Consider the following 17,891-nt stretch of genomic DNA (forward strand, 5'->3'; position numbering starts at 1 on the left):
GAACTTACCACGGTGCTTAATTTTTCCTGAAAGTATCCTGCCGCGTTTTTGATCCGGTCATCAGGGTATTTAGACAACTGCTTTTCAAGTTTAACCGCCACAGTCAATATATCGGTTGTTACTTCTGGTAGCAATGTCTCAAATTTGGTAAAACGCTGCTCAAGGCCACTGAAGTTGAATAGCTCGCTCAAAAGGTAGTTATGGTAGGCCTCCTGATGTTTTTGCAGCGTTTGCCTGTTCGGCTGCTGACCGGCCATTTCGTGGTTGAAATGTCGCACCGCTGGGTCAGCAATGACGTTGGCAGCGCTGACCAGCTTTAATAATACTAAACCTTCCAATGAACGGCAGCGGCTGAGGGCCACATATGCCTGTCCGTGTGTGAAGGCAGCGCTCACATCGATAACGGCTTTGTCAAAGGTCAGCCCCTGGCTTTTATGGACAGTAATAGCCCAGGCCGTTTTCAGTGGGATCTGGGCAAAGGTACCTGCATTTTCTTCGCTAACATGTTCCCCGTCCGCCTGGTAGCGGACGTTTGACCATTCCAGCGCCTGTACTTCTATCTCGTTACCCTCGGGCGTTAATACATGGACCGTGTCGGGGGTTAACCTGACCACCGTTCCTAGCTTGCCATTATAATAACGTTTTTCGGGGGAGTTATCATTCTTCACGAACATCACCTGCGCGCCCACTTTCAGTTTGAGCACCGCGTCCGTCGGAAAGGCGTCTGCAGGGAAATCACCTCGCACGGTCGCTTTATATTCCGTTACCGGATAGTCAATAGCGTCCAGACATTCCTGGTTGATCTGCTGTGCGGCCTTATTGTGAGTGGTCAGCGTGATATAAGGGTCGCCGGCTTCGGGCCGGAAGCCTTCAATATACCGGGCGTTGAGTTGCTCAAGACTTTCGGCGTTTAGCTGCTGTTCCCGCATTTCATTCAGGATGCGGATAAAGCGCTCATCGCTTTGACGGTAGACCTTATCCAGTTCTATACGGACGTAATCTGATTTTTGCAGGACAATGCTGCTGAAAAAATATGGCGTGTTATAATAGGGTCTCAGAACGGACCACTCGTCGTCCCGGATGATAGGGCTCAACTGGGCAAGATCACCGATCAGTAAAAGTTGCACGCCGCCGAAAGGCTGGCGGCTGCCGCGGACATTTCGGAGGATCAGATCGATCTGGTCTAGCACATCAGGCCGCACCATGCTGATCTCATCGATCACCAGCAGCTCGAGGCTTTGCAGCAAAGCGCGCTTTTCGTCATTATACTTGGCTTCCGGCTGTTCCGGCAGATTCGGGGGTAGGGGACCGAAGGGCAACTGGAACATGGAATGGATGGTCATGCCGCCGGCGTTGATCGCCGCCACGCCTGTAGGAGCAACAATGGCCAGTCTTTTTTCAGTCGTCTGGCGTACCTGCCGCAAAAAGGTGGTTTTGCCGGTGCCTGCCTTTCCCGTCAAAAAGACAATGGTATTAGTCGTATCTACGTAAGCTTGAGCGAGATTCAGTGCGGGATTGTCCATCGGCCCGCAAAAATACTTTTTTTGCTGGATAAGCTGTTGGTAAGGCTATCATACGAAAAGGTTTATTTCTATTTTCGTGCAATGAAGAATTTCACAATAAGCAGAGGGAAATACGTTMGAGTTTTTTTCGATGAACCGCCGGAAAGTACAATTGTTCTACGTTTATGTCTCAGTAAATGGAAAGAAAGAACGGTTCCATATGCAGCTGAATGAGGAGTTGGGAGAATTTTGCATTACGGATAAAGTGCATTATCCGCCGGAGTAAACAAGAAGAAACGCGCCGCGACCAAAACGAGGTCACTATATTATCAAACACGAATTGTTTTGGACGATCCTTTTAGCGTTGTTATCAGGGACCTTCTACGTCGGGCAGCTAATAGGGAATACGAGGTATGACATAAGCACAAATGAAATTAGAGAAACTGACAAACTATTAAAGGATTCACTAAAACTGCAACGGCGAACAATTGAGGTATGGAAATTTTATGGATTCTTTTTCTTGCCAAACAATTCCCGCAACTTATCTTTGGCCATTTCCAGCGTTTCTTTTTCCCCGGAACCCAGATTCTTTCCCGCCCTGTTCTCATAAAACGTGAGCATAGACATCGCGCTTTGATAAGGCGAAGATTTACGCCGGTCGCTTTGTTCAGCAGAGTGTTTCAGGGATGCCGCTATTTTATCCGGGTCACCGGATTTAAAAATATCCTGTTCCAGGTCCATGGCATTGCTGTGTTCAGTTACATCAGCCGACCATTTTTTTACTGTTTTTTTCGTTTTTGTCGTCATGGGATAATTGCATTAATCAAAAACTAGGTACCCCTGGTTTGGCCGCTAAACCAGCTTGACCACGCCTTGCCGCGACGCCTCTTTTTGCGCTTCCGCTTCCGCCTATTTCATGCTGCCATGAATTTTATTAAAGCTGGTTAAGTGTCAACCTGCGCTGCTATCATCTTCAACATCATCGGAAGGGAAAGTTTTAGTTTCGCCGCTATCCAGTTTAACAACAACATTGTCGCCAATAATTTCGATCACCTCACCCGGTCCTTCGGGTGTTGTGATGCGTTGTCCCTTTGGTAATGCCGCGCTATTCATCAGGTTATTGATTTATTTTGTCATCCTCAAAGTGGCCCCGGCAGTATTGCCAAGGCCCTTTTATCGGAAGGTTATACTTAATTATCAGGAAAAGAATCCTTCTTTTTTGGGTTCTGTACTGGCCCGGTAATTCACATTATTTTCAGCGATTTGAGTGAGTAGCGTATCAGCTTCCTTTTCTTCTGCTAAAGTTTGACTCAGGATATCTGCAGCGTCATTATAACCCAGTGTCTTTGCCAGTGTCACCATTCCGCCATAGGTGGCAATTTCATAATGCTCGGCTTTCTGACCGGCAAAGATGAGGCCAACATCGCGCTGGGCGGTGCCTTCTGCCGTATCGTCAATGATATCTTCGCCTTCGTCCACAATACCTGCCATCGCCGGACATTTGGTGGTGTCCACATCCTCACCAATGATGCCAAACACCTGCTCCAGGCGACTGACGTGGTTTTGGGTTTGTGACAGGTGGTTACCAAAAGCATTCTTCAATTCGGGGGAGGTAGCAGCGTCCTGCATTTTAGGCAGCGTTTTAACCAGTTTTTTTTCTGCCCATAACAAATCTTCCAGTTGATCAACAAAGAATTCCTTTAATTTAGAATCCGCCGCATTTTGAACTTGAGTTTCCATAGATCAATCATTTAATGTTCATGAATAATTTCTTAGAAGTTAATTTAATTAACAGGTTGACTTGGGCTTTGTTTAAGAAAAAACAAAATTTTACCATCCTACTTTTATACAATTGTGAAAATCATAACAGGGAGCCATTTTTATAAAACTGTAACATCTTTTTGTTGTTTTCTTATTAATTAATGAGTCAGGCTATGTTCCGGAAATTGACCAATTGACATCCAGTGATCAAAATAAGAACTTATTGTATCTAAAAAATCAAAACCGATGGAAACTGCAACCAAAAAGCCAAAGAAACAAAATCGCCAGCCAGGTATTGAAGCCAGGATGGAACCCCGGCCGGAATGTATCAAAGACACCTATAAAGCAGCCGGAAAACTAACAGATAAGGTAGCTTTGGTGACCGGTGGCGACAGCGGTATAGGCCGCGCGGTATGTCTTCATTTTGCCGATGAAGGTGCCGATATCGCTATTGTTTATTTAAACGAAGATCAGGATGCCAAAGAAACCAAAGACCTGGTAGAGGTGGCCGGACAAAAATGCCTGCTGATCAAAGGTGATGTAAAAGATAGCAGCTTTTGTAAAAAAGCCGTCAAACAGGTGATCAAAGAATTCGGCAAGCTCAACATCCTGGTGAACAATGCCGGTATGCAAGTGCCTCAAAAAGACGTCAAAAATATCAGCGATAAGCAGCTGGAGAACACCTTCCGGACCAATATTTTCGCTTATTTCTATTTCGCCGAGGCTGCGCTGGAATACATGCAGGAAGGAGACTGTATCATCAACACCACTTCGGTAACCGCTTACCGCTCATCGCCGGCGCTGATYGAYTAYTCTTCCACCAAAGGTGCGATCACCACGTTTACCCGTTCACTGGCTACCAACCTCGCTGAAAAGAAGATCCGCGTCAACGCGGTGGCACCGGGGCCGGTATGGACGCCACTGATCGTATCCACATTTGATGAAGAAAAGATCAAAAGCTTTGGCAGCGAAACCGCGATGAAACGCGCCGGGCAGCCATCAGAACTTGGGCCTGCCTATGTTTTCCTGGCCTCTGATGATGCCTCGTTTATTACCGGGCAGGTAATCCATGTGAATGGGGGTGAAGTGGTCAATGGCTGAGCCGGACTGATTTATATTGTTTTTCCTTCATCAGCACCCTGGCCGGAGACGGCCTGCCGCCGAATCATTTTGTTTCCGTCTTTCATAAATAGGATGGATTAAGTTTTTTCTTGGGTACTTTAGCCCCTTCTCTACGGGTTTCGGAAAGACCGATAGCAACGGCTTGCTTTTTAAAAGTCACTTTTTTACCGGTTTTGCCGTTTTTTAATATGCCCTCTTTCATTTCATCCATATACTTTTTCGACCTTGCATCAGCAACAAGTCAGCCTGTACAACGGCATGCCTATAAAATTGAAAAACAATAACAAGCGGTTGAAACTGTAACTTAGAAATGACAAAAAAGGATTTTCTTTTCGGAAATGTGCTATGTTAGATTATAGTGGAGAATTACAGGATATTTGTTTTTCACTAATAAATGAACTTTTGACATTTTAGGCTCAGTTTGATTAATGCCAATTATATCCAATTCCTTTTTGTTGGCCGTTACTTGTCAGTAAGTTTTGGCTCGTCCTGGTCTGCATCTGCTGTCCTTTTTGCGAAGAGCGTGTAAGCCAAGCCGCATTGCCTGCTGCAGCATCCACTTCTGTGAATGTTTTTCCTTTTTTCATAGCTATTTTTTGATAACAGCATCTGTCGCCACCTTCGCCGCTTTTTTAGGAATGATCGTTTTTTTATCGATCACATTAGCCGCCGCATCGCTGAGCCCGTCCTTAAACTTTCCGGTTATGTGTCGACGGTACTGCGCGCCTTTGTTAGTCAGGAACAACCAGCCCAGGCCGATGCCTGTCGCAACGCCAAGCGCGATCYCAACGATCAGGCCGGTATGGTCTTTTTTTTCAAATGGATTTTTCATAAAAGATTAATAGATTTAATCACTTAATGTTATAGGTTAAATATCCGGTTCCTGGTAGTCCCGGATAAGGAAGATCAATTCCGCCTGTTCAGCTAAGGTTAGAAGATTGCCCTCATACTTCCAGTCGGCACCAGCAATGATGAACTGCCCCAGGTAATCTGGATTCAGCCCATCTGGCAGTTTGCCGGCTGTTTCCTCCGCTTCCAGGGGTTCGGCCAACAAATAGATTTCATTTGGAAAGGCGTCTTCGTAAATCTTGAAAACGCCGGTCGGACGCAAACCTTGTTCACCATCTTTTCCAAGGATCGACTCAATGATGACGTAGCTATCGCTGCCATCGGACCGGTGAATACTGGTATGTACAGGATTCATCATATCAGGCTCCTTTCTTAACCTTCAAACTACTCATCAATTGATCGTAAAGATCGTCGCTTTTAGCGGCCTTCGGTTTCAATTTCTTAATGGTCGGGCGTTTACCTTTGGCTTTAGCTTCAATCAGTTTCAACAACTCCGTATGGTATTCGTCCTTATACTTTGACAGGTCCAGCGGTTCTGCATATTGATTGATCAGGGCCAGGCCCATATCCAGTTCTTTTTTATTCACCGCTGGTTTGTCATCCAATTTCAATTCGTCCTGGTCACGGATCTGCTGCTCAAAACGAATGCGCGTAACCACGATGGCTTTTTTTACCGGGTGCACAATGCACAAGCTTTCCGTACTGCGCAGGACGAACCGGGCCAGTCCGGCTTTACCGGATTTTTTTAGTGCCTCGAGCAATAATGCGTAGGCTTTATTATTTTTAGTTTCGGGTTCGGTGTAGTACGAGGTTTCATAAAACATCGGATTAACCGATGCGATGTCAACGAAATTCTCGATCTCGATCACCTTGCTTTTTTCCGGGGCAGCAGCTTCAAAATCCGCATCCTCGACGATCACATAATCATCATCATATTTGTAACCCTTGACGATCTTATCATAAGGTACTTCCTTTTTAGTGTTCTCGTTCACCCGCTGGAACTTGATATGTGCGTGGTCGCGGCTGTCCAGCATATCCAGGTCCAGTGTCGAAGTTTGCACAGCAGCATATAATTTGATCGGGATACTTACCAGCCCAAACCCGATTGAACCTTTCCAGATGCTTCTCATAGCTTTAATTTTCTGATGTTATCATTGATGTCCTGCGGATGGTGTGCCTCGATCTGATCCGCCAGCAGATGCAGTACTTCCTCCGCAACATTTCCGGGATTCTGGCAGATATGAAGGAAGTCATTGTCGTCCGGCGTGAAGCTGGCGACGTAAGCACCGTTCTCACATATCCGGTACTTACATTTATCATCTTCGTGGTGTACATATTCGCCCACCTCGAAATGATGTACTTCCTTATCAATGCTTATCGTGATTCCGTAGTTTTCCATAAGATAAAAACGACTTTAAGCGGCTTTTGTTTAAATTAAGCAAGCTTGTTTTCAGGCTGCAAAACGCCTGACATGATCTACCAATTCCGTCAGGTCAAATGGTTTGGCCAGGAAATCGTCGGCTTCGCACTGCTTCTCTTCAAGAGTCTGCCAACCGTGGTTTGCAGAAATAATAATAATAGGAATATCATGGGTCGCTGGCTGCTCCTTCAGTTCTCTGCAAATATCCCCGCCATCCCGGTCACCCAATTGAACGTCAAGCAGCACAATATCCGGCTGTGTTTGCTGCACCGTATCCACTACGGCCTGGCCATTGCCCAACCCGGAAACCTTGTAGCCCTCTGACTCCAGTGTCATCACGATGAGCTCCCGGATATCCGGATCATCGTCAACGACTAAAATTTTTTTCGAATCGTTTTGCAATCTCTTATAAGTTTTAGTTGGTCAATGGTAATATTCCGTTTCTTAGTCAACGGTGCGGCTCCAATCTTATCCAATGAAAGATAAAGAACAAACCAAGCGAAAGCTTATTGATGCAGTAGGTCAGATCATTAAAACAAAGGGTTTTAAGGACGTTCGCATCAGTAATGTTGCGCGCGAGGCAGGTGTTGATAGAAAATTGGTATGTCGTTACTTTGGTAATTTAAATAACCTTACAGAAGTTTATATCACTGAAAATGATTATTGGATAGTCTTTTCGGAGCATCTGAGATCGCTTCTAAAAGATGCCAATCCTGGCAATAGCCAATTAATAATAACGGACATTTTGCAGGAATTATTTAAGTTCTAGCATTATTGACAAAAGTTGACTTTTATTGCTCAATAGTGTAATGAAGTCCTTTTCTGAAAGTATAGTTTTGGGTCAATAATTTATAAGCCATTTTTTAAAATTGGAGAAACATTTGAATGTTGACGCAAAACATCATCAATAATACTTGAAGGTATTAGGCCATCGATGTCGCATGGGCAAACGATTTCCATGCAATCCATCGACGGGCGGAATCTTCACTTGTATTTTCGGCAATTTATTATTTATAAAAATTGATTTTAAGTTAAAGTATCTACTATGAATATGAAACGTAATGCATCGTTGCTGGCGGCGGGCTTTGTAATCTTGGCAGGATTAAGATCACAGGGACAGTCTGCAACTTCGGGCAAGATCGATCCGATAACCGAAAATGATACCACGCGAAGCCTCGCACCATTCTTTATCCCGGCAACCGCATCAAAAAAGACCCCGAATCCTGAGGGATTTATTCAGCGGTGGTTACTTTTAGAGCCCATTAATAAATCAATACGGAGTAATCTTGTTTTTACAGACAACTACCTGAAAACACAATTTGAAACCGATTATTTTCCAAACCAGTTTACGGTTATCCCGAAAGATCTGGAAAAAGTAAAAGTTGGAGAGCAGGAGCTATTATGGCATGCATTGGAAAGTCCGGATTTCAACCTCAAATTATTTCGTTTTGCCTACGGGTTAAGGAAACAGACCTATGCCGTTTTGTTTTGGGCGGTAACCATAGTCAACAGTCCGCGGGAAATAAAAAATGTAAGATTGGCAGTAGGGTCAAACGGAGGATCAATGTGGTGGCTAAATGGAAAAGAAGCAGTGATACTTGACGGCGATAGACGCATGGTAATGGATGATTGTGTCTCGACCCGATTGACACTCAACAAAGGCAAAAATATCATACGGGCAGCAGTAATCAACGGGCCCGGACTTAGTGATTTTTGCGTTCGTCTGCTGGACGAAAAAGGAAGTCCGATAAAAGATCTCACTATCAGCCTAAAATAAATTAGTTGATCATCCCACTTAACGTCGAATTTGTATAGCAATTAAGTAATTATGAAACTAATAATAAAGGGAATAAGCACCATAGCCCTATTTTTATTGTGGTTAACCGGAAATGCGATAGCACAAGTTGGTAAACCATTTATACATGATCCGTCAACTATCACAGAATCTGATGGAAAGTATTTCACATTTGGAACAGGTGGAGGCGGATTAATATCCGAAGATGGCTGGACATGGGCGGGAGGCGCAGTAAGACCCGGCGGCGGAGCCGCTCCTGATGTATTAAAAATTGGCGACCGCTACCTGATTGTATATGGCGCAACTGGCGGTGGCCTGGCGGGCGGTCATAACGGAACAATACTTACCATGTGGAATAAGTCGCTTGATCCAAAATCCCCTGATTTTAAATATTCAGAGGCTGTCAAAGTTGCCTCGTCCGATGGGATAGAGGATAATGACGCGATAGACCCGGCGCTTCTTCTGGACCCAAATGATGGAAGGTTATGGTTATCCTACGGCACCTATTTTGGGTATATACGCCTTGTGGAACTTGATCCCAAAACGGGTAAGCGTGTGGAAGGTAATAAAGCATTAAACATAGCCATCGATTGTGAAGCCACAGATCTGTTATATCGGGACGGATGGTACTATTTGCTTGGAACACACGGCACATGCTGCGATGGCCCAAACTCAACCTATAATATTGTTGTTGGCCGCTCCAAAAAGGTAACGGGTCCGTACCTTGATAACATGGGAAGAGATATGTTGAAGGGAGGTGGCAAAATGGTAGTTACAGCTGGCGACAGGCTGATTGGGCCAGGGCATTTTGGACGTATAGTAGTTGAAAACGGCGTTGAAAAGATGTCTTGTCATTACGAGGCAGATCTGGATCAAAGTGGTCGTAGCGTGTTAGGCATCCGCCCGTTACTATGGAAAAATGGATGGCCTGTTGCGGGTGATAATTTTAAGGATGGAACTTACGAGATTGAGTCTGAGCGTAGGGGATACGCCTTAGAATTAGGTGTTGATTTTATAAGAATGCCGGGTGGAATGCGATTTAACCGAAATAATGATGAACCCGTAAAACCGGTGCCGTCCCAGGAATTAGCAGATGTAGTTAAAAGCTGGCCAGCTGAAAACATTGGTGTAAGGATAGGTGATTATGTATTTCGCCCACATCAAAAATGGACTATTTCACAAGTTTCTGCCGCAGGAGGATATTTAGGCGGACCATATTATAAAATAGTAATTGCCGGAACAGACCGTGCATTAGCAGCAACAGCAGAAGCTGAACTGATAACAGTCCCAACGTTTACCGGCACGCCCGAGCAATTATGGCGAATTGATCAGTTGACTGATGGAACTTATAGAATTATGCCAAAAGTGGTTCCAAATTCGAAAGAGCAATTGACTTTAGTATCTTCTGGCGACAGCACACCTACACTCGCCAAATTTGATATGAATAGTGATAATTCTAAGTGGAATTTTAGGACTCACTAACTTATTTAAATGTGATCTGGAAATGCAACTATCCTGAAACTTAAATTATGCAGATATGAATTTTAAATGTTTAGTTATTGTATTAATGGTTACCCTGGCCTGTTGTATTGCCAAGGCCCAAACTCCTGTAGATATCAAGGAAGATTTTCAAGCTTCCGGCCTTAACCAGCCGGGGCAGGAATATCCCCAGGTTAATTCGCAAGGTTATGCACGTTTTCGTATAAAGGCAACTAATGCCGACAGCATACGGGTTACTTTAGGCCTGGGCGGAAGAGGGGGTACTAAACTTACCAAAGGCGCTGACGGGTATTTTTCTGGCACAACGGAAGGTCCAATGGACGAGGGGTTTCACTACTACCATTTAATAGTTGATGGCGGCATATTTAATGACCCGGGCACATTGAATTATTATGGATCCACCCGTTGGGAAAGCGGTATAGAAATACCGGCTCATGACAAGAACTTTTATGCCTTAAAGGATGTACCTCACGGTAATGTGCAGCAAATACTTTTTCCTTCAAAAAGTACAAATACCCAGCGGAGGGCTTTCGTTTACACACCTCCGGGTTACGATAAGGAAAGATCGAAATACCCGGTGCTGTATTTACAACACGGCTGGGGCGAAGACGAGACTGCATGGAGCAACCAGGGGCACGCCAATCTGATCATGGATAATTTAATTGCCGAAGGCAAAATAAAACCCTTCATTATAGTGATGACTTATGGCATGACCAACGATGTTAAAATAGGAGCGGGCGGTTTGAGGAATTTTAAGATAGATGCTTTTGAAACCGTATTAACTGATGAATTAGTGCCTTATGTGGATGCCAGCTTCCGTACAGTTGCAGATAGGGCGCACCGTGCGATGGCAGGTTTATCAATGGGAGGCATGGAAACGCATTTGATAACACTTGCTAGGCCAGATGAATTTGCATACTACGGTCTTTTAAGCGGAGGGACTTATACTCCCGCTGAATTAAAGGATAAACCTAAAGCTAAACTCATTTTTATAAGTTGCGGCAGCAAGGAAAATCCTGCTGGCGTAAATAAAGCTGCGGCTGCATTAAAAGAAGCTGGTTACAATGCCGTATCTTTTATTTCAGAAAATACTGCCCATGAGTTTCTAACCTGGCGCCGCAGCCTGAAAGAACTTGCACCGCTGTTGTTTAATGACTGAGTGGTCTTATCGTGTTAATATATTAAGTATTCTTAAAAATTTGGATGGGTGGCCGTGAAGGTAGAGAGCGGCAATAAGTTTATCGTTATGGTAAATGCACAGGGTGCTTCGCCAACAGAATCGGCAAGTATTCCCTTAACCCAAAAACGGGTGTATTTAAAGGTAGCGTGTGATTTTAAAGACCGTACTGACAAAGTGTATTTTTATTACAGCACCGACGGGAATAAATGGATACCAATTGGCACCACGCTTCAAATGGCTTATACCATTCCACACTTTATGGGTTACAGGTTTGGTCTTTTTAACTACGCCACAAAAGTTACAGGAGGATATGCCGACTTCGATTATTTCCGGTTAGGCGATAAAATTTCAACCCCAAAATTGTAAATGATGAAAGATTTTAAGAAATGCGCAGCGCTAATTGTATCTATCTTATGGTTCAATTGTTTGATGGCACAAAACCCACTTATACAAAACCAGTTCACCGCCGATCCCTCGGCCCGCGTTTTTAACGGCAAGGTATATCTTTATCCCTCACACGATATTCCGGCCACGCCCGGGCATGGCAAACCTGGTTGGTTTTGTATGCAGGATTATCATGTATTCTCATCGCCTAACCTAACCGATTGGACGGATCACGGCGTAATTGTAAGTCAAAATAAAGTGCCCTGGACCGACTCGACAGCATATAGCATGTGGGCTCCTGATTGTATTGAGCGGGCCGGAAAATATTATTTTTATTTCCCCGCCACTGCAAAATCCGGTAACCCCAAAGGGTTCTCTGTTGGTGTTGCAATTGCCGACGAACCTTACGGCCCCTTCGTTCCACAGCCGTTGCCCATAGCCGGAATTCATGGCATAGATCCGAATGTACAGATCGATAAGGACGGACAGGCGTATATTTATTGGGCGCAGGGAAACCTGTACGGCGCTAAACTCAAAGCTAATATGCTTGAACTGGCATCGGAGCCGGTAAAACTTGAAGGCTTCCCTGATAAGGGCTTAAAAGAAGGGCCTTATTTATTTGAACGAAAAGGTATTTACTATATGACCTATCCGCATGTAGCTGATAAAACAGAACGGCTGGAATATGCCATGTCAGATAGCCCTTTAGGGCCTTTTAAATACGCCGGCGTAATTATGGACGAATCAGCTTCTGGCTGCTGGACAAACCATCAATCGATTATCGAATTTAAAAATCAATGGTACTTATTTTATCATAATGACGACTTATCGCCAAGCTTTGATAAAAACCGTGCGGTACGGGCCGATAGTTTGTTTTTTAATGAAGATGGCACTATCCGCAAGGTTATTCCCACATTACGTGGCGTTGGTGTAACCGCCTCATCAAAAAAAATACAGATAGACAGGTTTAGTGCTAAAAGCGCGGATGGGGTAGAGGTGGGGTTTCTCGACACGATAAACAAATTCAAGGGYTGGAAAATTATTTTCAATAAAACCAATTCGTGGGTGAAATATAACAGTGTGGTTTTTGGCAAAAAAACAACAGGGCACATTAACATAAATGCCTGTTCAGCAACCGGAGGAACTTTATATATAAGTACTGAAGATAAACCGGGCAAGATTATAGCGAAACTTGTTATACCAAAAGGAAATAACTGGAATGTTGTTAAAAAAGCAGTTTCATCTATGCCTCGCAGTGTCAGCAACATTATAGTACAATTAAAAGGCGGCGACCGTGTAGAAGTTGACTGGATAAGCTTTGAATAAGCTTTATATACCGTAAGTGTCTGATAAAGCTATCCGGATGAAAACCCGTTGACATACACCTGTATACACGCCGCTAAAATCAAGTGACACTAAAGTTATTACAACTGTTCCTCGCTTTTTCTTACACTTTGTTTGCTCAAATGCAAAAGGCACGCGCAGATCTGCCTGGCATAGAAGGCATTGTTACAATGACATAAGAGCCTCTTTTTTATCCATCACGCTGCTATTCTCTACCTTTCTATAATCGGATGGAAGCATATTAAACTTCTCTCTAAACGACCGGGAAAAATAATGAGGTGTCGCAAAACCTGCCTCATAGGCTATTTGTGTAACGGTTAAATCACTCTTCAGAAGCAATATTGCGGCCCGGTCGAGTTTATATGATCGGATAAATTCAACAGGGGGAAGACCGGTAAGCTCAAATATTTTGGTGTAGAGCGCCCCCCTGCTCATCGACAAATGTTCGCTGAGATCTACAACAGAGAATTTTGGATTATTTAAGTTGTTGTCTATGTAATTGACCACCTTATTTAAAAAAATTTCTCCGCTCGATGACACCTCTATGTCTGGGTGAATAACTTTTAATTGCTTTTTATAGGTGTTTTTAAGCATGGTGTTGAGTTGCAAAAGATTTTTAATCTTGACATTTAAAATTTCAAAATTAAAGGGTTTGGTCAAGTAATCGTTTGCCCCGGATTCGAGTCCTCTTAGCTGCTCATCTTCGCGTGTGCAGGCGGTAAGCATTATCAATGGGATGTGGCTGGTACGTTTATCGGCTTTTATTTTCCTGCTCAGCGTAATGCCATTCATAAATGGCATAGTTATATCGCTAATGATCAAATCAGGATGGCATGATAGCGCCTTATCCCAACCCTCTATACCATTTGAAGCCTCAACAATTTTATATTGGGCCATTAAACTATCTTTAATATAATAGCGAAACTCAACGTTATCTTCTACAATAAGCAGTACCGACATGTCTGTAATTGTCTGGGCAATATTTCTTTTTATACGGGAATCTTTTTCTTTAACATCTGTTTTAACCGGCAGCTGAATTTCCATTGACCTATCAGCAAAAACTTCAAGAGGAATTAACACGCTGAAATCTGAACCTTTTCCTAATTCACTTTCAACAGTAATGCTGCCACCATGCATTTCAATAAACTCTTTAGTAATTGAAAGGCCGATTCCGCTTCCCGGATTTACGTTTACTATATTAGGATCCCCTGCCTGATAAAACCGTTTGAATATTAAATGTTTTCTATCCGGGTCAATACCAATACCGGTGTCACTTATTTTAAATTCCAACACCGCTTTATCTATGTTGGACGTGGGATGCCTGGTAATATTTACAGAAACACTCCCTCCGGGTAATGTAAATTTAAAAGCGTTGGAGAGCAGGTTAAATAAAATACGCTCCACTTTGTCGTGATCAAAGCGTACGAACAATTTTTCCTGGGGCGCCTTATAATTAAAAGTGATGCTTTTCGATTCCGACAAATCATGAAAAGAATCTACAACATCGCCTATGAATGAAATTATTTCACCTTCGGTCAGGTTAAGCTTTAATTCTTGTTCTTCTAATTTGCGGAAATCTAAAAGTTGGTTTACCAAATTCAACAGCCGTCGCGCATTTCGTCGTATCACTGCCAGTTGTCCAGTGGTTTGCTCGTCCTTATGTTCTGCTAATAGCTTATCTGCAGGCGCCATGATAAGTGAAATTGGCGTACGGAACTCGTGGCTTAGGTTGGTAAGAAATTTAATCTTAAGCATATCAAGTTCATGCAGCCGTTCTGCTTCCTTTCTTTCCTGTTCAAGCGCAAGTTTACTTTTTAATTTTTTTATACCCCGGTGACGGATGAACAGAAGTGCGCCCACAGCCATCGACGCATATAGCAAATAGGCGTACCAGGTCATCCATATTGGTGGGTGGATCACGATGCGGATTTGTGCGCCTGTGTTGTTCCATATTCCATCGTTGTTGCAAGCCCGCACTACAAACAGGTATTCTCCCGGGTCTAAATTGGTATAATACGCTGTGGTGGCCGAACCTACATAATTCCAGCTTTTATTGAATGATTTAAGAATGTAGGCATATTTGTTCTGCTGTGGAAGCGTAAAATTAATTGCAGAATAACTGATCGAAAAGTTTTCCTTGTAATCCAGATCAATCTGCTTCGCTACCGAAATATCTTGTTTAAGTGGCGAGTGGCTGCCAGATAATACATTGTTATTATTTACTTTAAGGTTGGTTAAAAATACCGGGGGGGCATTGTTGTTACTTTTTACCTCTTGCTGTGGGTCAATATAATTAAAGCCCTTGGCACCGCCAAAGAAAAGCAGTCCTTTGGTTGACCGGAGGCCCGATCCGTCGATGAAAGCATCATTTTGCAGGCCATTGTAGGCAGAATAATGAGTGAATTTTTTAGACGCCGCATTAAGCATGCATATTCCTTTATCAGTACTTAACCATATGTTACCGTTATAGTCTTCCAGTAGTTTATGCACTACTCCATCTGGCAGTTCGTCTGGTGCGGAATAATTAACCAATTTTTTTTGGTTCAGATTAAAGCAAAATAATCCATCTCCGGCAGTGCCAATCCACATATTGCCATTATGGTCCTGCAACAGCGAAAATGTGCGATCGATCGCCATTCCGGTATTTTTATTATTATACACCCTGAACTTTTGAGTTGTAGGATTTAAAACTGCTATTCCACTGCCATAGGTGCCAATCCAAATATTTCCGTCTTTATCCTCTTCAATAGCCCTGATAAAACCATTAACAGGTAACTGCCCTTCCCTGGCAGAAGCAGGGGTTGATACGTATTTAAAAAAGGTTTTTTTATCAGGGTCAAACACATTCACTCCGCCGCCATTGGTTCCTATCCATATTTTGCCCTTGCTGCTTTCCTTCAAACAAAAAATTTCGTTGTGGTTTATATGCGCATCGCCGTTTCCTGCATTTAACTGTTGGTAGCCACCGGTTTTTGTGTCGTAAATGAATAGGCCGTCCTGAAAAGTGCCGATCCAAAGTTGTTGGTTGCGGTCRAGCATCATACTTAATATCGGAAGACCGGCAGAATTATTCCTTGTTTTAGATTTTATAGCAATATGACTGAACAAACCGCTCCTGATGTGAAAAAGGTTCAGCCCGCCTCCATCTGTACCAACAAACAGATCTCCATCCTTGTTCTCGGCGAACGATGAAACGAAGGGTGCGCTTAGTCCGGCAGGGTCATAGGCATTATTTTGCTTCGAATTAAATAAGGTAAGGTTCCTGTCATACTTATCCACGCCTCCCTGGTAAGTGCCAAGCCAATAAATCCCATCGGAATCATTATATATGTAGCGGATAGATTTGCTGCTTACACTGAATTGGTCCCGGTCGTCATGATTGTAGCGTTTTACCTTTCCGGATGCCGGATCTAAAATATTCAAACCGCCTTCGGTACCTACCCAAATTTTATTACCGTTCGCGGCTGTGCTATAAATAAGGTTGCCGCTGAGCGTACTATCGTTATTAGGCTTGTATTTATAATTTTTAAAAGTTTTTAAATCCGGCGATAAACAACTTAGTCCATCATTAGTTCCTATCCATAACCTGTGCTGGTATTCGGCTATAGTATTTATTCCCTCGTTTGGGATACTTGAGGGGGTGTTGTTTTCATGCCGAAAGGCAATGAAGCTGTTTGATCCTTCGTGATAAAGATAAAGGCCTTTATCCGTACCAATCCACATTCGCCCCTGGCTATCCCTGAAGATGGATAATATGACACCCGAACGGAGTTGCCCCGGTTTGTGTTCGTCAGCCTTATAAAATATTTCTTTTTTTGTTTTGGGGTCAAGTACGCACAAGCCTCCTATCATCCCTATCCAAAGACGGCCATTAGCATCACCGTAAATAGATTTTATATAGCTTTTTGCAAGATGACCACCTGCAGGACTCTCCGGGTAGGTCCGGAACTGATCGTGAGAACGGTCGAGGTAATATAAACCGCCCCCCATTGTACCTACCCAAAACTGCCCTGCTTCATCCTCATACATGCTGGCTACTTCTTTGGAGCGATAGCCCGATTTATCTGCCGGATCAAAGCGATATGGCTTATGTTCCATACCGTCAAATCTGTCCAATCCATCGGCGGTTGCAAACCATAAAAATCCATAGTGGTCCTTTGTGATCGCATTAACCGTATTCGAGAGCAAACCGTCGTGAGATGTCATTACAGTAAATCGTATAGCCTGCCCACGGCATTGAATAGTGATGCCGAGTGATACCGTTAATATAATTAAAAACAACCGGGTAACCGTAGTTTGCTTACGTGAAAGAGAGGGATTTAACATGCCAAATGCCATAGCTTTTTTAAAAAATGCACAGCCATCCGTTTTTATCGGCAGATGATTGTACTGATAAATTTAATTTCGAAAACAAGAGGTTTATAAAGGTGCGACTTCAAACGTTTACTGAAAATCACATAACGTAAATGTAAACCATAAATCTACAAAAAACAATCGATTGCATAAATAAAAAAATAGTGACCTAAATTGGATATCTGGCGAAATGTTTATATGCATATTTGAATATGATAGCGTAACATATCCGATAACACCCTCTTAATTTATTGCAAATTGAGGGCAGCAGTTTATTATTGATATGCCTTCAGTATAACGATTTCTTTCGGCGCCGAAATGGGATGTTAAACTAGTAAATGATTTAGGATTTTTGATATTGTGCGCCTGATTAAGGCGTCGATGTCACAAAAGACCACTTATTTCAACTAAAGTGTTGATTTATTCAACATTTGTGGCACATCAAGTTCTGTTTTCAAAATACTTTTGGTCGAACTTGATTTAACAATTGTTGGTTTCACCATTGTTCCATTTTTTATTCAGTGGACTAAATTCTGAGGCTATGGATGATTAATACTTATTCGCCAGGTGAACCACCAATTTTTGAACCAACACTTCAATTTAAAACGCCTGGGTACAATCTGAATTAACTAAATATCATGAACCAATTCATCCGGCTTATTGGCCTTATAACCGTTTTCT

18 protein-coding genes and 1 pseudogene are annotated in these 17,891 nt (G+C 43.1%); 7 read left to right on the forward strand and 12 right to left on the reverse strand.

What is annotated here, in order from left to right; translation table 11 throughout:
- From AC1DPZ_RS09005 to AC1DPZ_RS09020, 4 genes are all read right to left on the reverse strand, one after another.
- The coding region (locus AC1DPZ_RS09005) for an ATP-dependent DNA helicase (RefSeq protein WP_477402642.1) at positions 1–1,523 on the reverse strand (1,523 nt) is incomplete at its 3' end.
- Positions 1,524–2,006: 483 nt separating this feature from the next.
- Positions 2,007–2,309, reverse strand: coding sequence for a DUF3175 domain-containing protein (locus tag AC1DPZ_RS09010; RefSeq protein ID WP_477402643.1), 303 nt, complete (start codon positions 2,307–2,309; stop codon positions 2,007–2,009).
- Positions 2,310–2,453: 144 nt separating this feature from the next.
- Positions 2,454–2,615, reverse strand: a complete 162-nt coding sequence (locus AC1DPZ_RS09015; protein ID WP_477402644.1) for a myosin N-terminal SH3-like domain-containing protein — start codon at positions 2,613–2,615, stop codon at positions 2,454–2,456.
- A gap of 84 nt (positions 2,616–2,699) precedes the next feature.
- Positions 2,700–3,242 carry a YciE/YciF ferroxidase family protein gene (locus AC1DPZ_RS09020; protein ID WP_477402645.1) on the reverse strand — a complete coding sequence of 181 codons (543 nt, stop codon included), beginning with the start codon at positions 3,240–3,242 and terminating at the stop codon, positions 2,700–2,702.
- Between the two features lie 267 nt (positions 3,243–3,509).
- Between AC1DPZ_RS09020 and AC1DPZ_RS09025 the strand changes: the two genes are divergently transcribed.
- Complete coding sequence (locus AC1DPZ_RS09025; RefSeq protein WP_477402646.1) at positions 3,510–4,364, forward strand: SDR family oxidoreductase; 855 nt, start codon at positions 3,510–3,512, stop codon at positions 4,362–4,364.
- Positions 4,365–4,446: 82 nt separating this feature from the next.
- Here the strand turns inward: AC1DPZ_RS09025 and AC1DPZ_RS09030 are convergent.
- From AC1DPZ_RS09030 to AC1DPZ_RS09060, 7 genes and pseudogenes are all read right to left on the reverse strand, one after another.
- Positions 4,447–4,599, reverse strand: a pseudogene (locus tag AC1DPZ_RS09030) (DUF6496 domain-containing protein); the annotation flags it as partial.
- Between the two features lie 211 nt (positions 4,600–4,810).
- Positions 4,811–4,972, reverse strand: a complete 162-nt coding sequence (locus tag AC1DPZ_RS09035) for a hypothetical protein (protein ID WP_477402647.1) — start codon at positions 4,970–4,972, stop codon at positions 4,811–4,813.
- A gap of 2 nt (positions 4,973–4,974) precedes the next feature.
- Positions 4,975–5,217 (reverse strand): hypothetical protein, encoded by a 243-nt coding sequence (locus tag AC1DPZ_RS09040; protein WP_477402648.1) that lies wholly within the window; start codon positions 5,215–5,217, stop codon positions 4,975–4,977.
- A 36-nt stretch (positions 5,218–5,253) separates the two neighbouring features.
- Complete coding sequence (locus tag AC1DPZ_RS09045; protein WP_477402649.1) at positions 5,254–5,592, reverse strand: hypothetical protein; 339 nt, start codon at positions 5,590–5,592, stop codon at positions 5,254–5,256.
- 1 nt (position 5,593) lies between these two features.
- Entirely contained in the window at positions 5,594–6,364 is a 771-nt protein-coding gene (ku, locus tag AC1DPZ_RS09050; RefSeq protein ID WP_477402650.1) for a non-homologous end joining protein Ku, read from the reverse strand.
- Positions 6,361–6,633: a hypothetical protein gene (locus tag AC1DPZ_RS09055; RefSeq protein ID WP_477402651.1), complete on the reverse strand. Its 273-nt coding sequence runs from the start codon at positions 6,631–6,633 to the stop codon at positions 6,361–6,363. Before AC1DPZ_RS09055 ends, ku begins: the two co-directional genes overlap by 4 nt.
- 51 nt (positions 6,634–6,684) lie before the next feature.
- The gene (locus AC1DPZ_RS09060; protein ID WP_477402652.1) at positions 6,685–7,056 is read right to left on the reverse strand and encodes a response regulator; all 372 of its coding nucleotides are present in this window, start codon (positions 7,054–7,056) and stop codon (positions 6,685–6,687) included.
- Positions 7,057–7,129: 73 nt separating this feature from the next.
- Here AC1DPZ_RS09060 and AC1DPZ_RS09065 point away from each other — a divergent pair, with 73 nt between their 5' ends.
- The 6 genes from AC1DPZ_RS09065 (at position 7,130) to AC1DPZ_RS09090 (ending at position 12,839) form a co-directional block, all read left to right on the forward strand.
- Entirely contained in the window at positions 7,130–7,423 is a 294-nt protein-coding gene (locus tag AC1DPZ_RS09065; RefSeq protein ID WP_477402653.1) for a TetR/AcrR family transcriptional regulator, read from the forward strand.
- A 276-nt stretch (positions 7,424–7,699) separates the two neighbouring features.
- Positions 7,700–8,431 carry a hypothetical protein gene (locus tag AC1DPZ_RS09070; RefSeq protein WP_477402654.1) on the forward strand — a complete coding sequence of 244 codons (732 nt, stop codon included), beginning with the start codon at positions 7,700–7,702 and terminating at the stop codon, positions 8,429–8,431.
- 51 nt (positions 8,432–8,482) lie between these two features.
- Positions 8,483–9,931, forward strand: coding sequence for a family 43 glycosylhydrolase (locus AC1DPZ_RS09075; RefSeq protein ID WP_477402655.1), 1,449 nt, complete (start codon positions 8,483–8,485; stop codon positions 9,929–9,931).
- 55 nt (positions 9,932–9,986) lie between these two features.
- Positions 9,987–11,108 carry an alpha/beta hydrolase-fold protein gene (locus AC1DPZ_RS09080; protein ID WP_477402656.1) on the forward strand — a complete coding sequence of 374 codons (1,122 nt, stop codon included), beginning with the start codon at positions 9,987–9,989 and terminating at the stop codon, positions 11,106–11,108.
- A 48-nt stretch (positions 11,109–11,156) separates the two neighbouring features.
- Positions 11,157–11,495, forward strand: a complete 339-nt coding sequence (locus AC1DPZ_RS09085; RefSeq protein ID WP_477402657.1) for a beta-xylosidase family glycoside hydrolase — start codon at positions 11,157–11,159, stop codon at positions 11,493–11,495.
- Positions 11,496–12,839: a family 43 glycosylhydrolase gene (locus tag AC1DPZ_RS09090; RefSeq protein WP_477402658.1), complete on the forward strand. Its 1,344-nt coding sequence runs from the start codon at positions 11,496–11,498 to the stop codon at positions 12,837–12,839.
- A gap of 183 nt (positions 12,840–13,022) precedes the next feature.
- Here the strand turns inward: AC1DPZ_RS09090 and AC1DPZ_RS09095 are convergent, their stop codons facing one another.
- The gene (locus tag AC1DPZ_RS09095; RefSeq protein WP_477402659.1) at positions 13,023–17,195 is read right to left on the reverse strand and encodes a hybrid sensor histidine kinase/response regulator transcription factor; all 4,173 of its coding nucleotides are present in this window, start codon (positions 17,193–17,195) and stop codon (positions 13,023–13,025) included.
- Positions 17,196–17,891: the final 696 nt, after the last annotated feature.

This window comes from Mucilaginibacter sp. P4_G9, assembly GCF_056400985.1.

What these genes read in the sequence shown, in the direction of transcription:
- AC1DPZ_RS09010 (WP_477402643.1), bottom strand. Translation starts at nt 2,309, where the DNA reads ATGACGACAAAAACGAAAAAAACAGTAAAAAAATGGTCGGCTGATGTA.
- AC1DPZ_RS09015 (WP_477402644.1), bottom strand. Translation starts at nt 2,615, where the DNA reads ATGAATAGCGCGGCATTACCAAAGGGACAACGCATCACAACACCCGAA.
- AC1DPZ_RS09020 (WP_477402645.1), bottom strand. Translation starts at nt 3,242, where the DNA reads ATGGAAACTCAAGTTCAAAATGCGGCGGATTCTAAATTAAAGGAATTC.
- AC1DPZ_RS09035 (WP_477402647.1), bottom strand. Translation starts at nt 4,972, where the DNA reads ATGAAAAAAGGAAAAACATTCACAGAAGTGGATGCTGCAGCAGGCAAT.
- AC1DPZ_RS09045 (WP_477402649.1), bottom strand. Translation starts at nt 5,592, where the DNA reads ATGATGAATCCTGTACATACCAGTATTCACCGGTCCGATGGCAGCGAT.
- ku (WP_477402650.1), bottom strand. Translation starts at nt 6,364, where the DNA reads ATGAGAAGCATCTGGAAAGGTTCAATCGGGTTTGGGCTGGTAAGTATC.
- AC1DPZ_RS09055 (WP_477402651.1), bottom strand. Translation starts at nt 6,633, where the DNA reads ATGGAAAACTACGGAATCACGATAAGCATTGATAAGGAAGTACATCAT.
- AC1DPZ_RS09065 (WP_477402653.1), top strand. Translation starts at nt 7,130, where the DNA reads ATGAAAGATAAAGAACAAACCAAGCGAAAGCTTATTGATGCAGTAGGT.
- AC1DPZ_RS09070 (WP_477402654.1), top strand. Translation starts at nt 7,700, where the DNA reads ATGAATATGAAACGTAATGCATCGTTGCTGGCGGCGGGCTTTGTAATC.
- AC1DPZ_RS09075 (WP_477402655.1), top strand. Translation starts at nt 8,483, where the DNA reads ATGAAACTAATAATAAAGGGAATAAGCACCATAGCCCTATTTTTATTG.
- AC1DPZ_RS09080 (WP_477402656.1), top strand. Translation starts at nt 9,987, where the DNA reads ATGAATTTTAAATGTTTAGTTATTGTATTAATGGTTACCCTGGCCTGT.